A 16,446-nucleotide genomic window follows, 5' to 3' on the forward strand; every position below is an offset into this window, starting at 1 on the left:
AAAAGAGTTTTCAAAAACATCAGCTTTAATAATTCCTGTTTGAATAAAATTAGCATTAAATATACTATCCAGTGTCCAAGCTGAGTTAAAAGGTCCGTTCCATCCATTTTTAGAAAAGGCGATCCCATTTTTGTTCATTCGTAACACTTCTTTTGCTTTCTCTAAATCAGGATTATCCATAATGAATATGTTTGAGGGCTTTTCTTTTGGCCATAAAACAACATAACCTCCTGCACTCCCTTGGCCTGTGATCATAGAAGAAACGTAATCATTAAAACTACTCATGTAATTATTTGTCGCATAATCTTTTAATTTATCTTGAATAGTTGCAGCTTGTTGTTGGTAGAAAGCAACTTGTGTATCGCCAGCTTCCAATTTTAAAGTCTTTTCAGATAACACATCATACTGAACAGCACTAACTTTCGATTCAAAATAAAGTTTATATTTTTGATGATAAATTTTAAATGTATCAAATAAGCCATAATTCCTTATTTTGGCAAATTCTTTTGCCTCTTCACTATCGGTTAGTTTATCAAATTCAACAGTGATCGAAATCTTTGGTTTATCGCAACCTGGATTAATTGTTTTAAAATAATTCTTAGCTATTTTATTTAAACTATTAAGGTCTTTAACCCCTTGCTCTTCTGTGAATTGAATGTGTTCCGTATATACATCAGGATAATTATTAATGTATTCGCTATCCACTGGCGAGCCATAAATTCGGCTAGTTGTACCTGTATCACTTTGAGGATCGGCATAAGGTATAATTCTTGTTTTAACACCCGTCCAATCCAACTTAACCTTCAATCCAGATAAATCTTTTCCATAACGAATCGTTCCAATATTGTTACGACCTCTCCGCTTTAACAAAGAAAGGCTAAATGGTTCACGTTTAATTTCTCCACCCCAATATTGAAGTAATGATCCTTGTTCACCAGCAATACAATTTAAAATATTTCTTGCTTCAAAAGTTGTACTTGAAACAGTTGTAATGTCAGAATATAATCGTATATCCGATTTTTTATCCATGTTATTTTCAATAATAGACATAGCTTCTTGTCCTGTTTTGGAATCTACTTCAACAAAAGTGACTGCTCGCCTTCCAAGTCTATTTGTACGACTTTGAGCATAAATAGTAACTGTATCAAGAAAAGTATCAATATCTTTATCATCAATAAAAAAGATATGATACGCTTCTTGATCATTTGGCTTTGCTTTTATTTGGTAGTCATTTTCAAAATAATCGTCAAATCGGGTTCCTAAAGGGTATTCTAACTCTAATTCATATTTTCCATTTGCTACTTCATATACTTCACATCTTGTACAGTCCTTTAAAATTCCTAAGCCATTCGTGGAAAAGTCTGTCTCAGTAGGACTATATATTCTTGGCCTCATACTTTTCTCCACCACCTAGGTATTATTTCAAACGAATAAATATTTTTCGTCCATTTGATTTCATTTTTTCCAGGATATAAAAATGGAAAATCTAAAAATAAAGTGACATAATCTTGATGTTCTAAATGACCATCTAGCTTTCGATAAGATTCCTCTAGTTTAGAATCTATAAATAATTCTCTATCTAACAATTTCAAATCATATCTATCTTTATTGATATAAAAAGAAGCATCTCCCGAACCACTTAATTTAATAAGCGGTTTTGAAGAATACTTCTCTGGATTGAACAACGCAAAAGCTTCTGTTTTTCGAATACTCCATCGCCCACTATAATTTTCTTTAAACGGTCGAATACTCACTGTAAACTCAAAAGGAACAATATGTCCTGTTTTTCTTGTTCCTTTAAATTCAGGGGCCTCTGTTACTATAGCCTGATAAATATATTGTTGATCATAGTAAAGAATAAAATCACTATAAGTGGACATATCTAGCCATTCAGTAATTCGATCTTCCCACTCTTGTACCAACTCAATAGATGGTGCTTTGTAGTAACATTCAATCTTTCTAGTAACGTTTTTATAGTAAGCTTTGTCAATAATGATGGAATCATTACCTTCTCGCTCTCTCAATTCAATCACTCGACTGGCTGAGACAGAGATAGGTCGGTTTTTAATATATACGTTAAATTCAGAAGAATAGTGTTTATTAATAAAAAATTGTCCTCTTTTAAGTTGCATATAACGTTCCTCCTACTGCATCAGCATCTCGTTTCATTTGTCTCGTCAATTCTGTTTTCATTTTCTTGGCTATTTGTTTGATCATCGAATCAGGTAGATCTCCGTAAACATTTAAATGCAAGTGAATTTCACTCATTGAATTAGAAGATGTATTTTGTTTAGTTTGCACCACTGGTTGACTATTAGACCCTGTAACAACTGGTTGAACGGATGGAGTTCTCACTAAATCAGTCATTGTCTGATCCAATTTACTTTGTTCTTTATCAATACCAACGATAATACCTTGAACAATATTTTTACCTACCATATCCCTCATCCATCTAGATGGAGAATGAATACCTAATGCACCCTTAATAGAATCTTTGATACTTCCAGCTATTCCTTTAATAGTCTTTTTCAATGCATTCCATTTTTCTACTACACCATTGATAAGTCCATCAATGATATTCTTACCGATTTCGAATAAATTGATTTCCCTTAATGAATCAAAGATTTCTTTCACCCGATTAATTGCTTTTGAAACACCATTTTTTAGATTAGTCCATGCATTTTCAGCGGAGTTAACAATTCCAGTAACAATATTCCAGAAAGATTCCTTGATGTTATTCCAAGTATTGATCATGGAATTCTTTATAGAAATCCATGTATTGTATGCTATATCTTTAATGTTCTGCCAAGTATCTTTGAAGAACTGTTTAATATTGTTCCAAGTAGTAATAGCATTATATTTTAAATCAATCCAAGTTTGAATAATCCCGAATTTTAATTCAATCCATTTTTGAATAGCAAAATACTTAATGTCAATCCAAAGATTAATAAAAAAGTATTTTACATTAATCCAAATTGATTTAGCTTGACTTACTACTTCATTCCAAATGTTTATCAAAGTAAGTTTGAACCCTGTCCAAATATTAAGCGCAGCAAAATAAATATTTGTAATGTAACTAACAAAAATATTTTTTATAGACTCCCAAATATTTAGAGCACTTTCTTTAATATTATTCCATACACCAATCATGTTGTTTTTTGTTTCTTCCCATCCACCAGAAATTATGGAGGTAATAAACAAAACTGGCGCAAGTATAACATTTTTTAAAATCTCAAAAACATTTTTACCAATCTCAACTAGATTATTCCATAAGGTCTCTAAATAAAAAGTGACATGCAAGAATGCGTTCTTTAAACCTGTAATCAATGGACCAGCAACTTCCATGATAGAACCTTTAATTTCATTCCATTTTTCAGTTGCTGAATCTTTTATGCTCTGCCAAATATCAGAAAACCATTGCTTTGTATTTGACCATGCGTTTTTTACACTATCAACCGCATTCATAGATGTTTCTACTGTTTTATCAAATAAACCTGTTGCTCCATTTTTAATGCCTTGCCAAGTATTTGAAAACCATTCCTTTATTCCAGACCAAGCATCCTTGACACTCTCAACAGCATTTGATGCCATTTCTTTAGCAGAATTCCAAGTATCAATTCCCCAATCTTTTATATTCTTTAATACACCAAGTACGGAATCTTTTACATCATTCCAAACGGATATAACTTTGTTTCTAACCTCTTCGTTGGTTGCCATAAAATAGCCAAATACAGCAATCGCTCCAACAACGGCTCCAACAATCAAAACAAACGGATTTGCGGCGGCTATAGCCCCCATAATTTTTATTGAATTTCCAACACCGATTATGGCATTCTTAAAATTATTGAAGCTTTTTATAATTGCTGGTATTCCTTTAAGTTGAAACATAAATGCCCCAAAAGCGGTAGCTGCTGGAACAAGAAATGGCAGCATAAATTTCAAAGCAGAACCAAATTTTTGAACTGCATTAAATAAATCACCTAAAAATGATACTGCTGTAGGAATATTTGCAGCAATTACTTTCAAAAAAGATTCCATGGAACTTCCAACTTTATCAATAATCCCCTTAAATCCACCTAAATCAGCATCCACTAGGGCTTTATTTAATCCTTCTATTACTTTGCCAACACCACGAGTAACAGCTGTTTTGGCATTCTGGATAGAGGTTTTAATCCCTTTAGTTGAATCTTTTGCAATTTGATTTAATGATTTAAGTCCTCCGCCACCTTTAGTATCCATTTCTATTAATTGATTTTGGAACTCTTCAACAGAAATCTTACCTTGAGACAACCCTTCTTTAAGCTCTCCCATTGTAATTCCCATCTTTTTAGCGATAGCAGATAGAGTAGGACCAAGTTGAGCATTAATCATTGAATTCCAAGTTTGTGCGTCTACTTTTCCATTTGAGAAACTTTGAGATAGCTGAATAACAGCTTCATTTACTTGATCAGTTGAACCACCAAACCCGAGAATCCCATCATTTAATGCTTTAAATATTTGAGTCGAACGAGTCAAGTTCCCAGTAGAAGAAGCAAGAAGTTGTACATGACTTATCGCATCATTCAAAGCGGTAGGAAGTCCTTGAATACCTTGAGATAAAAGCCCATTCTTTCCGATATTCTTCATAATTTCTGAATTGCTGAATCCCATGTTTTGGAAATTTCGTAGAGCATTATTCATCGTATCTACTCGATCAATTGCCCCACTTATGGAACCTTTAATTAGATCAAAACCAGCTCCTACAATTCTAGTCACTCCACTGGCTAGAAAGCTACCAGCAAATACTTTCCAAATACTACCTAATGAACTGCCGCTTTTTCTACTCGTTCTTTCGATAGTTCCATCAAAAGAACCTAGCTTTTTGACAGCATTATTCATGCCAGCAGTAAAACCTGATTCATCTAATATCATCTTCAGAATTAGGTCATCGTTATTCAAAGTATCACCTCCTAAAATTGGGTGAAGTTATCGTAGTACTCAACATCCTCATGCTCTTTTACTGCATCTCGAAAAGCAAAAAGACGCATTAACTCATCAAAGTCAGTACGTTCAATTTCTGGTAACATCCAACCTGCTTCGAGTAATTGCGTCTTTAAATCTAATTCTCGATAAGTAATCGAATGTTTAAAAGAAGGATATTTGAGAGCTTCGCTTACTTTTTTTTCGTTTCTGTATAAGTTTCATCAAAGCCTGCGGTAACAGATTTTAATAACTTGCCTGTCAATGGAGCAATTTCTCGAGCATCGATCCCTTGACGATAATCTTCACCAGTGAACTGTCCTTCAAACAAAGTATCTGCAATAAATGAATACGCTCGACTTAATGCTTCTGATACTGATTTTCCATCTACAGCATTTTGCATTCCTTCCATCACTTCTGCCGCTTCTTCTACAACTGGACCTGGTAGGAACTCAGCAGATTTGAATTGCACTTGTTTATATTTTCCATCTTCATTTTTTTTCATTAATTTAATTGTCGTTTGATATTTAGACATTATTTTTTACCTCCTGCAAGTTCTTCTTGTTCTGCTTCTTCAATTGGAATTGCTACTTTTGTAAACCAGTTTTCGATCATTGTTTGATCAACGCCTTCATCATCTTCATCAACTGAGTACATATATCCAAGTCCTGGTACATCTACAAATGAACCCTTCCAAGTTGGATGAGTAAAACTTACTTTACTTCCTTCAATAGTTGAAGTTTCATCTGAATCTAAAGCAAACTGCCCTTTATAAAAGACTGTATAACGATATTTTCCATTCGACTTTTTACGCCGATATGCAAAAGCCCCATCTTGGGCAATATCTTCTCCAGAGCGCAACGCACCACCTTTGACAAGTTTTCCTCCAGTGATTGCTGTTAAAACTTTATGACTATACCCATTTGCTTCTAATTCAACTTCTGCACCACCAAACGCAGTGAATTGATCTTGAACAACTGAATCACCATAGTCTTGTGTTGTTTCGTAATTAGCTGTAGGTTTGATACTAACTGCTGTTCCCATCGTCATTGCAGTATTATATACTGGAAGTTCTCCTGTCTCATCTTTCAAAGGAAACCAAGTAGGTTTTTCAACAGAAATAATTCCAGTTTTACTTCTTTTTTCTCCCATTTATTTTTCACTCCATTCAATATATTGTGGAAATCCTAATGTAAAGCGAATGTGTTGAACACCATCTGTTTCATCAGGTAAATAGTTTTCTGGAAATAGTGTTTGACTATCAATTGTAATCGTATTAAAAAAAGCCCCACAGCGTGAGACTAATTCATTCACTAATTTTTTATCAGATTTATTATCAATCAATGCAATATCAATTAAGAAAGAAACATTTTGAACATCAATCCCTACATTTTCAGTCCCAGATTCCATTACGGATAATACAAAGTAAAAATCTTTAGTTGACTGCATAACTGAATCAAGATATATTGTCCCATCTGGATATATTTCTTTTAATTTACTACTGATTTCAGCAATGATTTTATCTTTCATGTTACTTTCCTTTCTTAACGATTTTTATTGCCATTTGTTTAAATCTTCGAGGAATATAAGACATATTTGCAAGATTCGTTGCACGGGTCAACATAAACCGTCCTTTTACAAATCCACCATTTTTAGTCCTGTGTCCTTCTTCCACATACTTAAAGTAATGTTCATTATTTATAACTGCTCCAACAATACGACCAGTTGAAAGCTTCCTAGCTTTTACTACTCGATAACCACGTCTTAAATCACCTGATTTTACAGGAGTTAAAGGTTTAGCTAGGCTAACAACTTTATTCAGCGAATCATTTACAAAAGATATTCCTTCTTTTTGAGCAATTACAGTCATATTTTTAAAATTTTCAATGATCTTTTCTGCATTAGATTCATATTTGAGATCACCCATTTTTTTCACTTCCTATCAAATTTACTTCACAATGACTAGGATAGTAAAAAGGCTTAGTAGCAAATAGAGAAAAAATTAAGCCACTAGCCTTTTGAATTATTGTTATTCGATCTCCTTTTTTTAGTTTAATCTTAGGATGAACAAATAATTTATATGTGTCAGTCGAAACATTTACCATCTCTCCATCTTCTATGACTGCTAGTCCATCGATTTGACCTTGTGAAAGAGCGCAAGAAATAGGATTATCATATACTTTTTTGTAATCTTGAATAGTAATATTTGTATTAGAATCTTCAATGTCCATTAGTCTTTCGATAATACAACTATCTTCGTAAGTAGTTTCTAAAATATCTGCTTCATTCATTAAAAAAACTCCAATCCTCCACAACCAATAACTCTTCGTATCAAATCACCATATCCTAGAAGTAACTCACTAACAGCATTTGCTGTTGAAGCATAACTAATCGTCGTATCGCCACGTCTAACTGAAGATACTGTTTTTTCTGATTCATTTTTTATTATTTGATACAACACTTCACTAATCACGTTTTTTAACTTTTCCCATGAAATAACATTTTTACAACTATTGTATGATTCAATTTCCAGCAAAATTATTTCTAATAAATTAGTTATGCGTTCTTCACTCAAATCTGGAAATTCTTCTTTTGTAGACTCAATGATTTCCGTTTTTAGCGATTCATCCATCAGATCACTTCCTAAATTCTATTAACATCAATTGCATCTTCCAAAATTGCAATTGCTTCTTTATCATCTATAGAAATGATAAATTCGTTATTTGAATCTGCTGTGATAAATCTACGAGTTTTAGGATGAACAAACCCAACAAAATTTTTAGTTTTACCTACTCTATATTTCACGACTTCATCTTTTTTAGTTTCATCTTTTTTTACCACTGTAATTCCTCCTATCAAAAAAGGGAGTACTAACTCCCATTTATTCAGACTTTAAATTTAAATTTGCCCCAGAGTTTGAAGCGTTGTATTCAAGCGAGTATTCACCTACAAGACCGATACGTCTTGAATCAGTTGTTTTTGCAAGTTCTTCTGCTCTCCATTCACGTAATGGACGTAGTTTCACATAATTAGTATCGATTGCGGCAATTGTTCCTTTTGGCAATGATGGTTCCAGTAAAGCAATACCTGTACCGTAATTGGACACGATATTTCCAATTTGCAATCCAAAAGTTACTCTTTCCCCGAACTGAACAATTTTTGTTGATTTTCCATCTAACTCATCAGTCATTAACTCCTGCATATCTGGAGAAATCAAGCATAGTTTTTCTCCCATATAACCTTTTTCATACATCAATTTAAATAAAGTATCGATATCTTTTCTTGTTACTGCACCCGCAGTGGCTGTTTCTGCCTTATTTGCTGAATTGATCAAGTTCAAAATTCCATTCATTCGACGACCCTTAGAACCATTTTCATCAGCTTTTACACCAGTAATCAATTTTCGGTTCAAATCAATTTTCATTTCCATACCACGTAGTGCTACTTGATTAGTTAATTCGTTTCCGACACCATTCACATTAATAGCATCTAATGTACCAGATACAGAAGTAGATTTTCTAAAAATTTCAGTATAGTTGTTAAACCAAGTTCTACCTGATTCAGCATCTGGATAATCTCCGCCCTCAAGCTTTTCAGAAGAATCATCGTTATTGATATCATATTCACGCCATTTAATTTCTGTAGAGTTTGCTTGCTCTGTCTTTCCAGCACCAAGTAAATAGCTTAAAAAAGGTGTATTTGGTACTTGCATAGCATTAATCGCTGGTGAAATATCCAAATACTCTAAATTATTTAAAGATGTTTTTTTCATAATTTGTCACTCTCCTAATTAAATTGTTGTAGCATTTCGCCTAACTTACCCATTGGATCATCAATATTTTCTTGTGTATTATCAGTTGTTTGTTGCTGTTTTTTCGTACCAAATGCTGTCTGCATTTCTAGACTTTTAATTTCTTCGGAATGTTTCTCTTTAATAGATTCCAAAACGTTAGTAAAACCTTCCACAGCTTTTTTAGTGAATTCTGTATCAGAACTAACAAGATTATTTAACATAAATTGAGAAATAGAATCTTTTAACTCTCCATCTAGTTCTAGTCCAGCAATTTGTTCAGCAACAAATGCTTTGTTGTCACTTGTCACACGTAAAGCTTTCTCAGCTTCGAATTCAGCTTGTAATTTCTCAAGTTGAATTTGTTCAGGTGACTTGTTTTTCTTGGATTCCTCATACTCCTTGATTGTATCCTGTTTAATTTTATCTAGGTTATTTTGTTTCCAAGCTTCCAATTGCTTGTCAGCAACACTTTGAGATTGTGACTGAAGAAATTTTTGAGCTTCTTCATTAGATTCCGCAAAAGTTTTGAAATCCTCAAAAGAAAACTGTGGATCGTCACCTTCGGCAAAGTATTGCAAATTTATTGGTATTAATGATTTGTGTTTCATGCTTATTCTCCTTTCGCCCCACGATTCGTTTTCACGCCCCGCATTGCTTTGAGTTTTAATAGTTGCGCCCCACCATTCAACCAAGCCCAGTATTGCGCTAGTTTAACGTCATCTCGAACAAAATAAAAAAGCCTAATTACTAGACTTTCCTTCTTTGTAGTCAGTTCTAACAACAATACACCCCATCTTTTCATACCAATTAACTGTTTCTTTTAAATTTGGTAATGTATGAGATAATAATTGAATCGTTAAATTAACGGTATTCTTATCAACTGGAGTATTCTCTTGATAATTAACAATTTGATTGCCAATAACAACATAGGCATAATTGCCATTCCAATGATCTCTCAAGCCATTAGGATGGTTCTCAGACTCAATAGCTGTTTTGTAGGCTTCTGCGATATCAGCATTTACATTAATTATTAGTACTGCTTCATGAAAATCTTTCATTCTACTTCCTCCGTTTCAAATTAATTCCAAAAGAATCATGTGCAAACTCATCTAATAAATCGCCAAATAATCGGTCATATTCTTCATCAATATCCTTTCCTAATTTTGGTAAATTAGGAACATCCGTACATCTGCAACGACTGTGAAAAGGTGCTCGATTCTCACCTATGACAGTATCTTTCAGTTTATAGGGATTCTTACTTGCCTTTCCTCCACAAATTCGGCAAACTCTCTCATCCTTTGCAGTTAAAACGTTGTATTCCTCAATACCTGTTTCTAAATATGATTTTTCAATACCATCTTGAGCAAATTTTGCATACTCCGTTCGAACGAGATTTTCTATCGCTTTGTTATACTTTGATTCTTCTAACTTAAACATGTCACAAATTTCTGAGTCTGTTCGCATGGTATTTAGTGCGTGTATAACGCCTTCTCCACTAGCAACACTTTTTACAATAGCATTGGAGAGTTTCTGTTCGAGTGATGAAATATTTCCCCAAAGCCTCCTAGAAAAGGTTTTACCCGACCAAGGATAGTTTAGATAACTCTCTAATTCCACTTGGGATAAATAATTCGGCAAATCAACATTCAGCAATTGCGATAACACATTTGCATTTGAAGCATATGAACGTTGCAATATCTCTTCCAATCGATCTGAAAAATACTTGTTCACGTCTACATCTATTGCATGGTATGCAAGGATTTTAAAGATATCAGAACGTATCTGTAGCAAACGATTAACCTTTGCATAATCAAAAGATGGAAAAAATTCATCGATAAACTCTTTGTATTTTGAATCGTACATTTTGAGAGATTTGTAATTTTTTTCCACATATTCACGATATTTTTTTTGATCACTTTTGCTGTAAAACTCCATCATTTCAGCATAAGTAATATCATGTAAGTCTGCTTGAGATAATAGTTTTTCTTGTATCTCTTTCAGCGCTTCAGGAAATACACTAGTTAATTTTTTAAGTGTCTGATTTTCTTGTTTGAGCCTTGCTTGATCCTCCAGTTCTCGACGTTTGGTCCAATACTTCGTTTCTATCGTCACTATTGCCACCTCCGCCAAAATTGTATTCACTATCTGGATAAGCATTTCCATTTTCCAACTCCATTATTTCATTTTCATAATCAACGTCTGTCACAAATGGAATTTGTCTTTGAATGGTTCGTTTGGATACATAAGGTGCAAGCTTAGGTAAAGCTTCAGCTAAATAACTTAAATCAGTTGGCAAAGATCTAGAGAAAGTAAAAATAATTTTTTCTGGCTCAATTTCTACTTTGTCATGAAACTTAAGAAAAGCAGCAATTGTTTCTGCGCATTCTTTCAGTCCTTCTCTAAAATATTGCTCTTTAGTATTTGTTTTTGCTTCTAGGCTAATGATTTGCCACTTACGAGCTTCTCCAGAACTGTTTGATTTAAACACCTCATCGTTAAAATCGATTGCTTTGCAAATGGTGTAAAACTGTTTTTTCAATAGATCCATATGATATTCATTGAAATCTTTCGCTAAATCTTTGGTGACATATTCTGCTTTTGCTGTAGGGTCTTTTAAGTTAATAATCCCTAGCTGATTCATCATTTCTTTAGCAGTGTCTTTGCTCATTGTCGTACCAGTAACAAGCATGTACGCAAGCTTAAATTGTTCGATTTCGTTTTGTTGATCAGACAAAGCACGATCAATCGCATCTCCAATTTCCTCAGCTACTTCAAAATCACAATAACGATTTGTATTGTTTTTAAATTCGGACAAATTAATCACTTCTAAAGGGTTTTTTGTTTCATCGATTTTTTTGAATGTTCCGTTAGTAATAAAATCTAAATCACCATAACAAGCATATGTCGTAATTTCATTTCTAGTTATAACTTTCATTTCTTGGAAAAACTTTTTCTGATAAGAGTCATACTTTTCTTTAATATAGATTCCAGCATTTCCATATCTTTCAGCTCTCCAAGGCTCAATATTGCTTGCTCTTAACTCCCAACCATCATCTCCTTCCACAGGCTCTAACAATCGGAAAGCTACTCCACATGCACCTTGGAAAGTGGCTGTCTCAGGATCAAGCATTGCAAATCTCATGGAATCAAGATTGCTTGTTAATTTGTTAAAAGATTCTGGAGCTGTTGGAAGCTCTGTTTCATTTTTTAAGAATTTATCTTTTAATCTTTGAATGAGCGTTCTCTTTTGTTCAGATATATCGTAATCCCATTTGATAGGTATGCCTGTAAAATGATTGACTGCTTGGTCTACGACAATTGAATACATACCAGCATGAAGTTTATTATTAACTTTTACAATATCAGTATTAGGCTTAGGTCTATTGTCTATTTCATTCTTTTCGCTAGTATAAGCTAGATATTTTCTTTCGCGATCATCAAAAAATGGTTTCATGTCTTCTATAAAACCATTCGGATCAAACATTCCATCTTCAATTTGTGTTGCATATTTAACACGTAGCTTCTTATATCTCTCTAAAGACAATACTGTACTAATCAAAAGCTCACCTCCTAAAATTGAATAAATTGATAATGACTTGGTGGCTCATAAAACGCTAAAGCCAGTGCGTCAGCGATATCGGGACTACCAATATTTCGCTTTTTCATATCATCTTTACTTTCTAAACGAATACGACTTCTACTCGTCATTTTGAATTTACGAGTACTTAATTCTTTGATTAACAATCCATCATCAGGCAATTCAATAATCGGTTGTTCACCGTTAAGATTTGCTGTCATATTTTCTTCTAACATTTCCTTGATGTTTCCCCATAGTTGAGTACCTAAATTATCGTAAAAATCGTCTTCTGATGTTGAACCATTATTCACTCCAAACACCTCAAAAGGATACTGATTGTCTTCTATTAATTCTTCTAGGCGGTCAGTTACACCACCCCCGACACCAGTGTCATCAACTTTAATCATCACTTTATCAATACTTGGATATTGACTCATTAGATTCTTGGCCATATTGATGACATATCCTGTTGTTTCCATGGTGCTACGTTTTGAATATTTCTCATACTCTAATGCCCTAGTAGCAATTCTAGGGAAAAGAATCGTAGAATCATCACCATACCGAGCTACGTCGACACCTATATGAGCAACCGTTGTTTTATTGACTAAAGAATCACTAATTTGTTTTTCTGTAGCCAGTTCAACCGTTTCAAGACTGATAAATGAATCCAACGCACCTTTAGGAAATTCTCCAAAAATACGGACACGAGCAACATCGCTTTCTTTTCCATACTTTTTAAGAATCATTTCTATGTTGTCTTTGTTTGTGCGTTTACTATCGTAACTAGATACTTTATGGACTCTGTATTTATCACGGTCTGAATTGTGGGAATCGTAAAAAACACCTTCAATATTATTTGGGTTTCCACACATCAATAGCTTATTATCAAAACCTGATAGCGTACCAAGAATAGCTTCCATAATTGGATCAGATACACCAGAAGCTTCATCTACAACAATCAACATATGGTCCTCATGAAAACCTTGCATATTTTCTGGCTTCGTTGCTGTTCTAGCTGTAGCAAACCAACGCTCTGAATCACCAACCATATAAATTTTGGTCTTTGTCCACTTCAGTAAGTTTTTGATCAAGCTATCATTTAGCCATTTAGCTACTTCTGCCCAAAGCACATCGTAAAGTTGTTTCATGGTTGGCGCTGTAGCAATCACTTTAGCGTATGGTCGACAAGTTAAAAACCAAAGTATTGCTCCTGCTTCTAACGCTGTTTTTCCAACACCTTGTCCAGAACGAACTGAAACCTTTGGAAATTCAGCCAAATCATTCAAAACACTTTCCTGCCATTCATCAGGATCTAACCGCAATATATCTTGGCAAAAAGCTACTGGCTTATCATAGTAATAATCAATCGCAGCACCTATATCAGCAAAAGGAATAAAATCACTGCTCATTCTCTCTCACCACCCGTTTATTTGCTGCATTTAAAACTGCTTGCTTCCATTCTTCCACTTCTTCACCAGAATTATTACCGCCAATATCTGCTATTTCAGCTTGAATTTTCTCGGTTTGTGCTTTCATTAAATCAGTTTTGTAATCCGTTATATATAGTTCATTCATTTGCTTAATGGCTTTAGCTAATTGATTGCTAATCCGAGTTAATGAATCTTCAATTGAAAGAATATCATCAATTTTGCGATGTGTTTTTCTACTAACTTGAACATCTTGCATAACCTCCCGTTTGATTTCTAACTTTCTATCGTCTTTTTCAATCGGCATTTTGATTTTTCTTAACTGCTGCAGACGTTCGATTTCTTCATCGTTTAAACCAGCCTCGGCTTGCTGTATTCTTTTCATCATTCGCAACTGTCTTATCTTTAGCAACCGTATTTCCTCAGACAAAACAAAAGAAGTATCATTATTCAAATTAGAATAGATGTCCTTCTCTTCATCGCTTAATGTTTCGTAAAATATAGTTTCATACTCGCCAGTTTTCAAAGCGTTCTTGTTCCCTACTGGTGGAGATGCTCGGCTATTGCCTTTATTCCCCTTGGCATTTTGATTACCAAAAGGAGCGCCTCCTTGATTGGTAACGTTACTTTTGCCAATGGTAACATCACCTTTCAATTCAGCGCTCCATTTGTCTTGCGATTTCCATTTTCTAATTTGAGAATCTGAAACATTTAATTCTGATGCAATATCCTTTAATTGCTTTTCTCCGTTGGATTCTAACCAGATTCTTTTGGCTTCATCACGTCTTGGATCACGTTTTCTTGCCATTCAATATACACCACCTCACATTCATTTAGGTTGAGTTTTGTTTTTCTATTTTTCAAAACAAAAAGACCACTCAACGAGTGATCTCATATGTAACAACTACACCTCAAAAATGAGATGCAGTTATAGCTCTTTCAAACAACCTACACACGAAAAAATATGTGTTTTCTCGCCCTTTATGCCGTCCTCCTCGGTTGTCATTCGGTTTTACTGACTGGCAGTTTGTGGATCACCGTAAACCCAAAGTCGCTGGCAAGGATTTGCACCTTGCATGGATTACTCTTATTCATCCTTTATTGCGTCTACCTGTTCCGCCACAGCGACATAATATAAACAGACAGCAACCAGTTGAAACAAACAAGAGAAAACATAGGTAAGGAGCGTTTCCACTTCCTTTACTGTATTTTTGTTTGGTTGCTGTCTATCAAAGCTTAATTCAAACGATGAGGGAGATTTCCTCCCTTCAAATTATTTTTGTCGAAGTCCTGTTTCCTAATCTTTCGACACTATCATAATAAATCATTTACTAGGTAGTTGATTGGTATAAAAAAGGTATAAAAAGGAAAGCATTTAGGTAGCAAATGGGTATAAAAAGTGTAAAAACTGGTTACTTAAAAGCAACCAGTTCTAAGGAAGAAGCAAATTGAATGATGATTTTGTTTGATTCAGCTTTTACAGATTCCTCGCTCGTATTATTTCTTTGAGCAGTTACATAAATCGACATACCGTTGATATAACGATCATAGAATATCTTTTTTCGTCTTTCCGTTACATCAGGTTTATGCGGATGCTGAATCACAGAATAGCCACGAATAAATAGTTTATGCAAATACTCAAATTCTTCTTGCGCTTCTTCTTTTTCAATCACCATTCGTTCTGCTTCAAATGTATTATTTGCTGTAGAAGGTGGAACCAAGGAGTAAGATGCTGTTACTTTAGGCTCACGAGGTTGACCTACCCTACATCTAGCTGACAGATATGCTGAAAGGAAAACACCAACATTATGTTTTGTGCGTTCCATATCCACATCTTTTGCTTCTGGTGTCTCATACTTCTTTACATCGAAAAGTACCATCCATTGATTCCTCCATTTATGATATAATAATTGTGTCAGAATTATTAAGCATAGTCGGAGGAATCCGGCTTTTTTATTTTCTATTTTTCCATACAATTGTTTTTCCACAACAACATTTCGTTCGATTTTGACTATTTAATAAAAATTGGCCAGAATTTATTGTTCGTCTTTCCCATTATTTCTTGTTCCCCTCTTGTATGATTACTAACATGGCAATGAAAAGTACAATAAAGATAAAAGGATAGATCATTCCTCTTCCTCCAGCACAACAACTAGCTCATCAGTATCTTCGCAACGTATTTCAAAAACATCTCTATGTGAAAAACGTCCAAAAACCTCTTCACGAGAATAATTAATGCACTCACCTTGATTAGCTGTACGAACCAAAAAAGCCGTTCCAGCACCAACCACATCTAGCAGCTCTTTTACTGTTATAATCATTCCGCTTCCTCCTGTTCTAATCCTTCTTCCACTGGTACAGCAAACACCCAGAATCTCTCATCTATTGCCTTGATTTCCGCTTCTGTTAGCTGATAAGCAGATTTTTCCCAAGTACACAGCGAGCAGCTAGTATCAAAACAGAAATCATTTCTGTTATTAAATTTCTTGATAAGATATAAGTCACCAATAATAACTTCATACAACGGCTCTTTCTCAACCTCGTAGCCGTCCTCCAAATCACTCGACTTCACGAATACACCATCTACCATTTTTCCTGTGCGTCCTTCGATTTCGTTGTATGCCATTTCTAAACACTCTTGTACATTTGTCCCTTTTTGCATGGAAAGGATAATCAGCGTGACGATTACA

The 16,446-nt window shown here is 34.3% G+C and carries 21 protein-coding genes; all 21 read right to left on the minus strand.

All coding sequences use genetic code 11. The features are described from left to right. Positions 1 to 1,395 (minus strand): phage tail spike protein (locus EVI01_RS12050; RefSeq protein ID WP_186808778.1); only part of this gene is annotated, 1,395 nt, incomplete at its 3' end. Then, positions 1,392 to 2,132: a hypothetical protein gene (locus EVI01_RS12055; protein WP_010752287.1), complete on the minus strand. Its 741-nt coding sequence runs from the start codon at positions 2,130 to 2,132 to the stop codon at positions 1,392 to 1,394. The genes EVI01_RS12055 and EVI01_RS12050, both read right to left, overlap by 4 nt. Continuing rightward, a complete protein-coding gene (locus EVI01_RS12060; RefSeq protein WP_025480730.1) occupies positions 2,122 to 4,911 on the minus strand; it encodes a phage tail protein in 2,790 nt (929 codons plus the stop codon). The genes EVI01_RS12055 and EVI01_RS12060 overlap by 11 nt, the downstream gene beginning before the upstream one ends. Positions 4,912 to 5,152: 241 nt before the next feature. Then, a complete protein-coding gene (gene gpG, locus EVI01_RS12065) occupies positions 5,153 to 5,494 on the minus strand; it encodes a phage tail assembly chaperone G (RefSeq protein WP_010752289.1) in 342 nt (113 codons plus the stop codon). Next, complete coding sequence (locus EVI01_RS12070) at positions 5,494 to 6,111, minus strand: major tail protein (protein WP_010752290.1); 618 nt, start codon at positions 6,109 to 6,111, stop codon at positions 5,494 to 5,496. Before EVI01_RS12070 ends, gpG begins: the two co-directional genes overlap by 1 nt. Further along, positions 6,112 to 6,489, minus strand: a complete 378-nt coding sequence (locus EVI01_RS12075; protein WP_010752291.1) for a phage tail terminator family protein — start codon at positions 6,487 to 6,489, stop codon at positions 6,112 to 6,114. It lies immediately after the preceding gene. 1 nt (position 6,490) lies between these two features. Beyond that, a complete protein-coding gene (locus EVI01_RS12080; protein WP_010752292.1) occupies positions 6,491 to 6,886 on the minus strand; it encodes an HK97 gp10 family phage protein in 396 nt (131 codons plus the stop codon). Beyond that, the gene (locus EVI01_RS12085; RefSeq protein ID WP_010752293.1) at positions 6,879 to 7,250 is read right to left on the minus strand and encodes a hypothetical protein; all 372 of its coding nucleotides are present in this window, start codon (positions 7,248 to 7,250) and stop codon (positions 6,879 to 6,881) included. The genes EVI01_RS12080 and EVI01_RS12085 overlap by 8 nt, the downstream gene beginning before the upstream one ends. Next, on the minus strand, positions 7,250 to 7,591 hold the full coding sequence (locus EVI01_RS12090) for a hypothetical protein (protein ID WP_010752294.1): 342 nt from the start codon (positions 7,589 to 7,591) through the stop codon (positions 7,250 to 7,252). Before EVI01_RS12090 ends, EVI01_RS12085 begins: the two co-directional genes overlap by 1 nt. Before the next feature lie 11 nt (positions 7,592 to 7,602). Next, positions 7,603 to 7,818, minus strand: a complete 216-nt coding sequence (locus tag EVI01_RS12095) for a hypothetical protein (RefSeq protein ID WP_025480731.1) — start codon at positions 7,816 to 7,818, stop codon at positions 7,603 to 7,605. Between the two features lie 22 nt (positions 7,819 to 7,840). Beyond that, on the minus strand, positions 7,841 to 8,731 hold the full coding sequence (locus tag EVI01_RS12100; protein WP_010752296.1) for an SU10 major capsid protein: 891 nt from the start codon (positions 8,729 to 8,731) through the stop codon (positions 7,841 to 7,843). 14 nt (positions 8,732 to 8,745) lie between these two features. Beyond that, positions 8,746 to 9,360: a capsid assembly scaffolding protein Gp46 family protein gene (locus EVI01_RS12105; protein WP_010752297.1), complete on the minus strand. Its 615-nt coding sequence runs from the start codon at positions 9,358 to 9,360 to the stop codon at positions 8,746 to 8,748. A 2-nt stretch (positions 9,361 to 9,362) separates the two neighbouring features. Further along, positions 9,363 to 9,533: a hypothetical protein gene (locus tag EVI01_RS12110; RefSeq protein ID WP_261766400.1), complete on the minus strand. Its 171-nt coding sequence runs from the start codon at positions 9,531 to 9,533 to the stop codon at positions 9,363 to 9,365. Beyond that, positions 9,493 to 9,810 carry a hypothetical protein gene (locus tag EVI01_RS12115; RefSeq protein ID WP_010752298.1) on the minus strand — a complete coding sequence of 106 codons (318 nt, stop codon included), beginning with the start codon at positions 9,808 to 9,810 and terminating at the stop codon, positions 9,493 to 9,495. Before EVI01_RS12115 ends, EVI01_RS12110 begins: the two co-directional genes overlap by 41 nt. A 1-nt stretch (position 9,811) precedes the next feature. Beyond that, on the minus strand, positions 9,812 to 10,690 hold the full coding sequence (locus tag EVI01_RS12120) for a minor capsid protein (RefSeq protein WP_010752299.1): 879 nt from the start codon (positions 10,688 to 10,690) through the stop codon (positions 9,812 to 9,814). Positions 10,691 to 10,781: 91 nt separating this feature from the next. Then, positions 10,782 to 12,311 (minus strand): phage portal protein, encoded by a 1,530-nt coding sequence (locus tag EVI01_RS12125; protein WP_010752300.1) that lies wholly within the window; start codon positions 12,309 to 12,311, stop codon positions 10,782 to 10,784. An 11-nt stretch (positions 12,312 to 12,322) separates the two neighbouring features. Beyond that, the gene (locus EVI01_RS12130; RefSeq protein ID WP_010752301.1) at positions 12,323 to 13,738 is read right to left on the minus strand and encodes a DEAD/DEAH box helicase family protein; all 1,416 of its coding nucleotides are present in this window, start codon (positions 13,736 to 13,738) and stop codon (positions 12,323 to 12,325) included. Beyond that, on the minus strand, positions 13,728 to 14,564 hold the full coding sequence (gene terS, locus EVI01_RS12135) for a phage terminase small subunit (RefSeq protein WP_010752302.1): 837 nt from the start codon (positions 14,562 to 14,564) through the stop codon (positions 13,728 to 13,730). Before terS ends, EVI01_RS12130 begins: the two co-directional genes overlap by 11 nt. 604 nt (positions 14,565 to 15,168) lie before the next feature. After that, positions 15,169 to 15,636 (minus strand): ArpU family phage packaging/lysis transcriptional regulator, encoded by a 468-nt coding sequence (locus tag EVI01_RS12140; protein WP_010752303.1) that lies wholly within the window; start codon positions 15,634 to 15,636, stop codon positions 15,169 to 15,171. Between the two features lie 246 nt (positions 15,637 to 15,882). Continuing rightward, positions 15,883 to 16,077 carry a hypothetical protein gene (locus tag EVI01_RS12145; RefSeq protein WP_010752304.1) on the minus strand — a complete coding sequence of 65 codons (195 nt, stop codon included), beginning with the start codon at positions 16,075 to 16,077 and terminating at the stop codon, positions 15,883 to 15,885. Continuing rightward, on the minus strand, positions 16,074 to 16,446 hold a 373-nt coding region (locus tag EVI01_RS14170), incomplete at its 5' end, for a DUF1642 domain-containing protein (protein WP_146811707.1). The genes EVI01_RS14170 and EVI01_RS12145, both read right to left, overlap by 4 nt.

Source organism: Enterococcus villorum (assembly GCF_007990225.1).
Lineage (GTDB): Bacteria > Bacillota > Bacilli > Lactobacillales > Enterococcaceae > Enterococcus_B > Enterococcus_B villorum.

What these genes read in the sequence shown, in the direction of transcription:
- EVI01_RS12055 (WP_010752287.1), bottom strand. Translation starts at nt 2,132, where the DNA reads ATGCAACTTAAAAGAGGACAATTTTTTATTAATAAACACTATTCTTCT.
- EVI01_RS12060 (WP_025480730.1), bottom strand. Translation starts at nt 4,911, where the DNA reads ATGATATTAGATGAATCAGGTTTTACTGCTGGCATGAATAATGCTGTC.
- gpG (WP_010752289.1), bottom strand. Translation starts at nt 5,494, where the DNA reads ATGTCTAAATATCAAACGACAATTAAATTAATGAAAAAAAATGAAGAT.
- EVI01_RS12070 (WP_010752290.1), bottom strand. Translation starts at nt 6,111, where the DNA reads ATGGGAGAAAAAAGAAGTAAAACTGGAATTATTTCTGTTGAAAAACCT.
- EVI01_RS12075 (WP_010752291.1), bottom strand. Translation starts at nt 6,489, where the DNA reads ATGAAAGATAAAATCATTGCTGAAATCAGTAGTAAATTAAAAGAAATA.
- EVI01_RS12080 (WP_010752292.1), bottom strand. Translation starts at nt 6,886, where the DNA reads ATGGGTGATCTCAAATATGAATCTAATGCAGAAAAGATCATTGAAAAT.
- EVI01_RS12085 (WP_010752293.1), bottom strand. Translation starts at nt 7,250, where the DNA reads ATGAATGAAGCAGATATTTTAGAAACTACTTACGAAGATAGTTGTATT.
- EVI01_RS12090 (WP_010752294.1), bottom strand. Translation starts at nt 7,591, where the DNA reads ATGGATGAATCGCTAAAAACGGAAATCATTGAGTCTACAAAAGAAGAA.
- EVI01_RS12100 (WP_010752296.1), bottom strand. Translation starts at nt 8,731, where the DNA reads ATGAAAAAAACATCTTTAAATAATTTAGAGTATTTGGATATTTCACCA.
- EVI01_RS12105 (WP_010752297.1), bottom strand. Translation starts at nt 9,360, where the DNA reads ATGAAACACAAATCATTAATACCAATAAATTTGCAATACTTTGCCGAA.
- EVI01_RS12115 (WP_010752298.1), bottom strand. Translation starts at nt 9,810, where the DNA reads ATGAAAGATTTTCATGAAGCAGTACTAATAATTAATGTAAATGCTGAT.
- EVI01_RS12120 (WP_010752299.1), bottom strand. Translation starts at nt 10,690, where the DNA reads ATGATGGAGTTTTACAGCAAAAGTGATCAAAAAAAATATCGTGAATAT.
- EVI01_RS12130 (WP_010752301.1), bottom strand. Translation starts at nt 13,738, where the DNA reads ATGAGCAGTGATTTTATTCCTTTTGCTGATATAGGTGCTGCGATTGAT.
- terS (WP_010752302.1), bottom strand. Translation starts at nt 14,564, where the DNA reads ATGGCAAGAAAACGTGATCCAAGACGTGATGAAGCCAAAAGAATCTGG.
- EVI01_RS12140 (WP_010752303.1), bottom strand. Translation starts at nt 15,636, where the DNA reads ATGGTACTTTTCGATGTAAAGAAGTATGAGACACCAGAAGCAAAAGAT.
- EVI01_RS12145 (WP_010752304.1), bottom strand. Translation starts at nt 16,077, where the DNA reads ATGATTATAACAGTAAAAGAGCTGCTAGATGTGGTTGGTGCTGGAACG.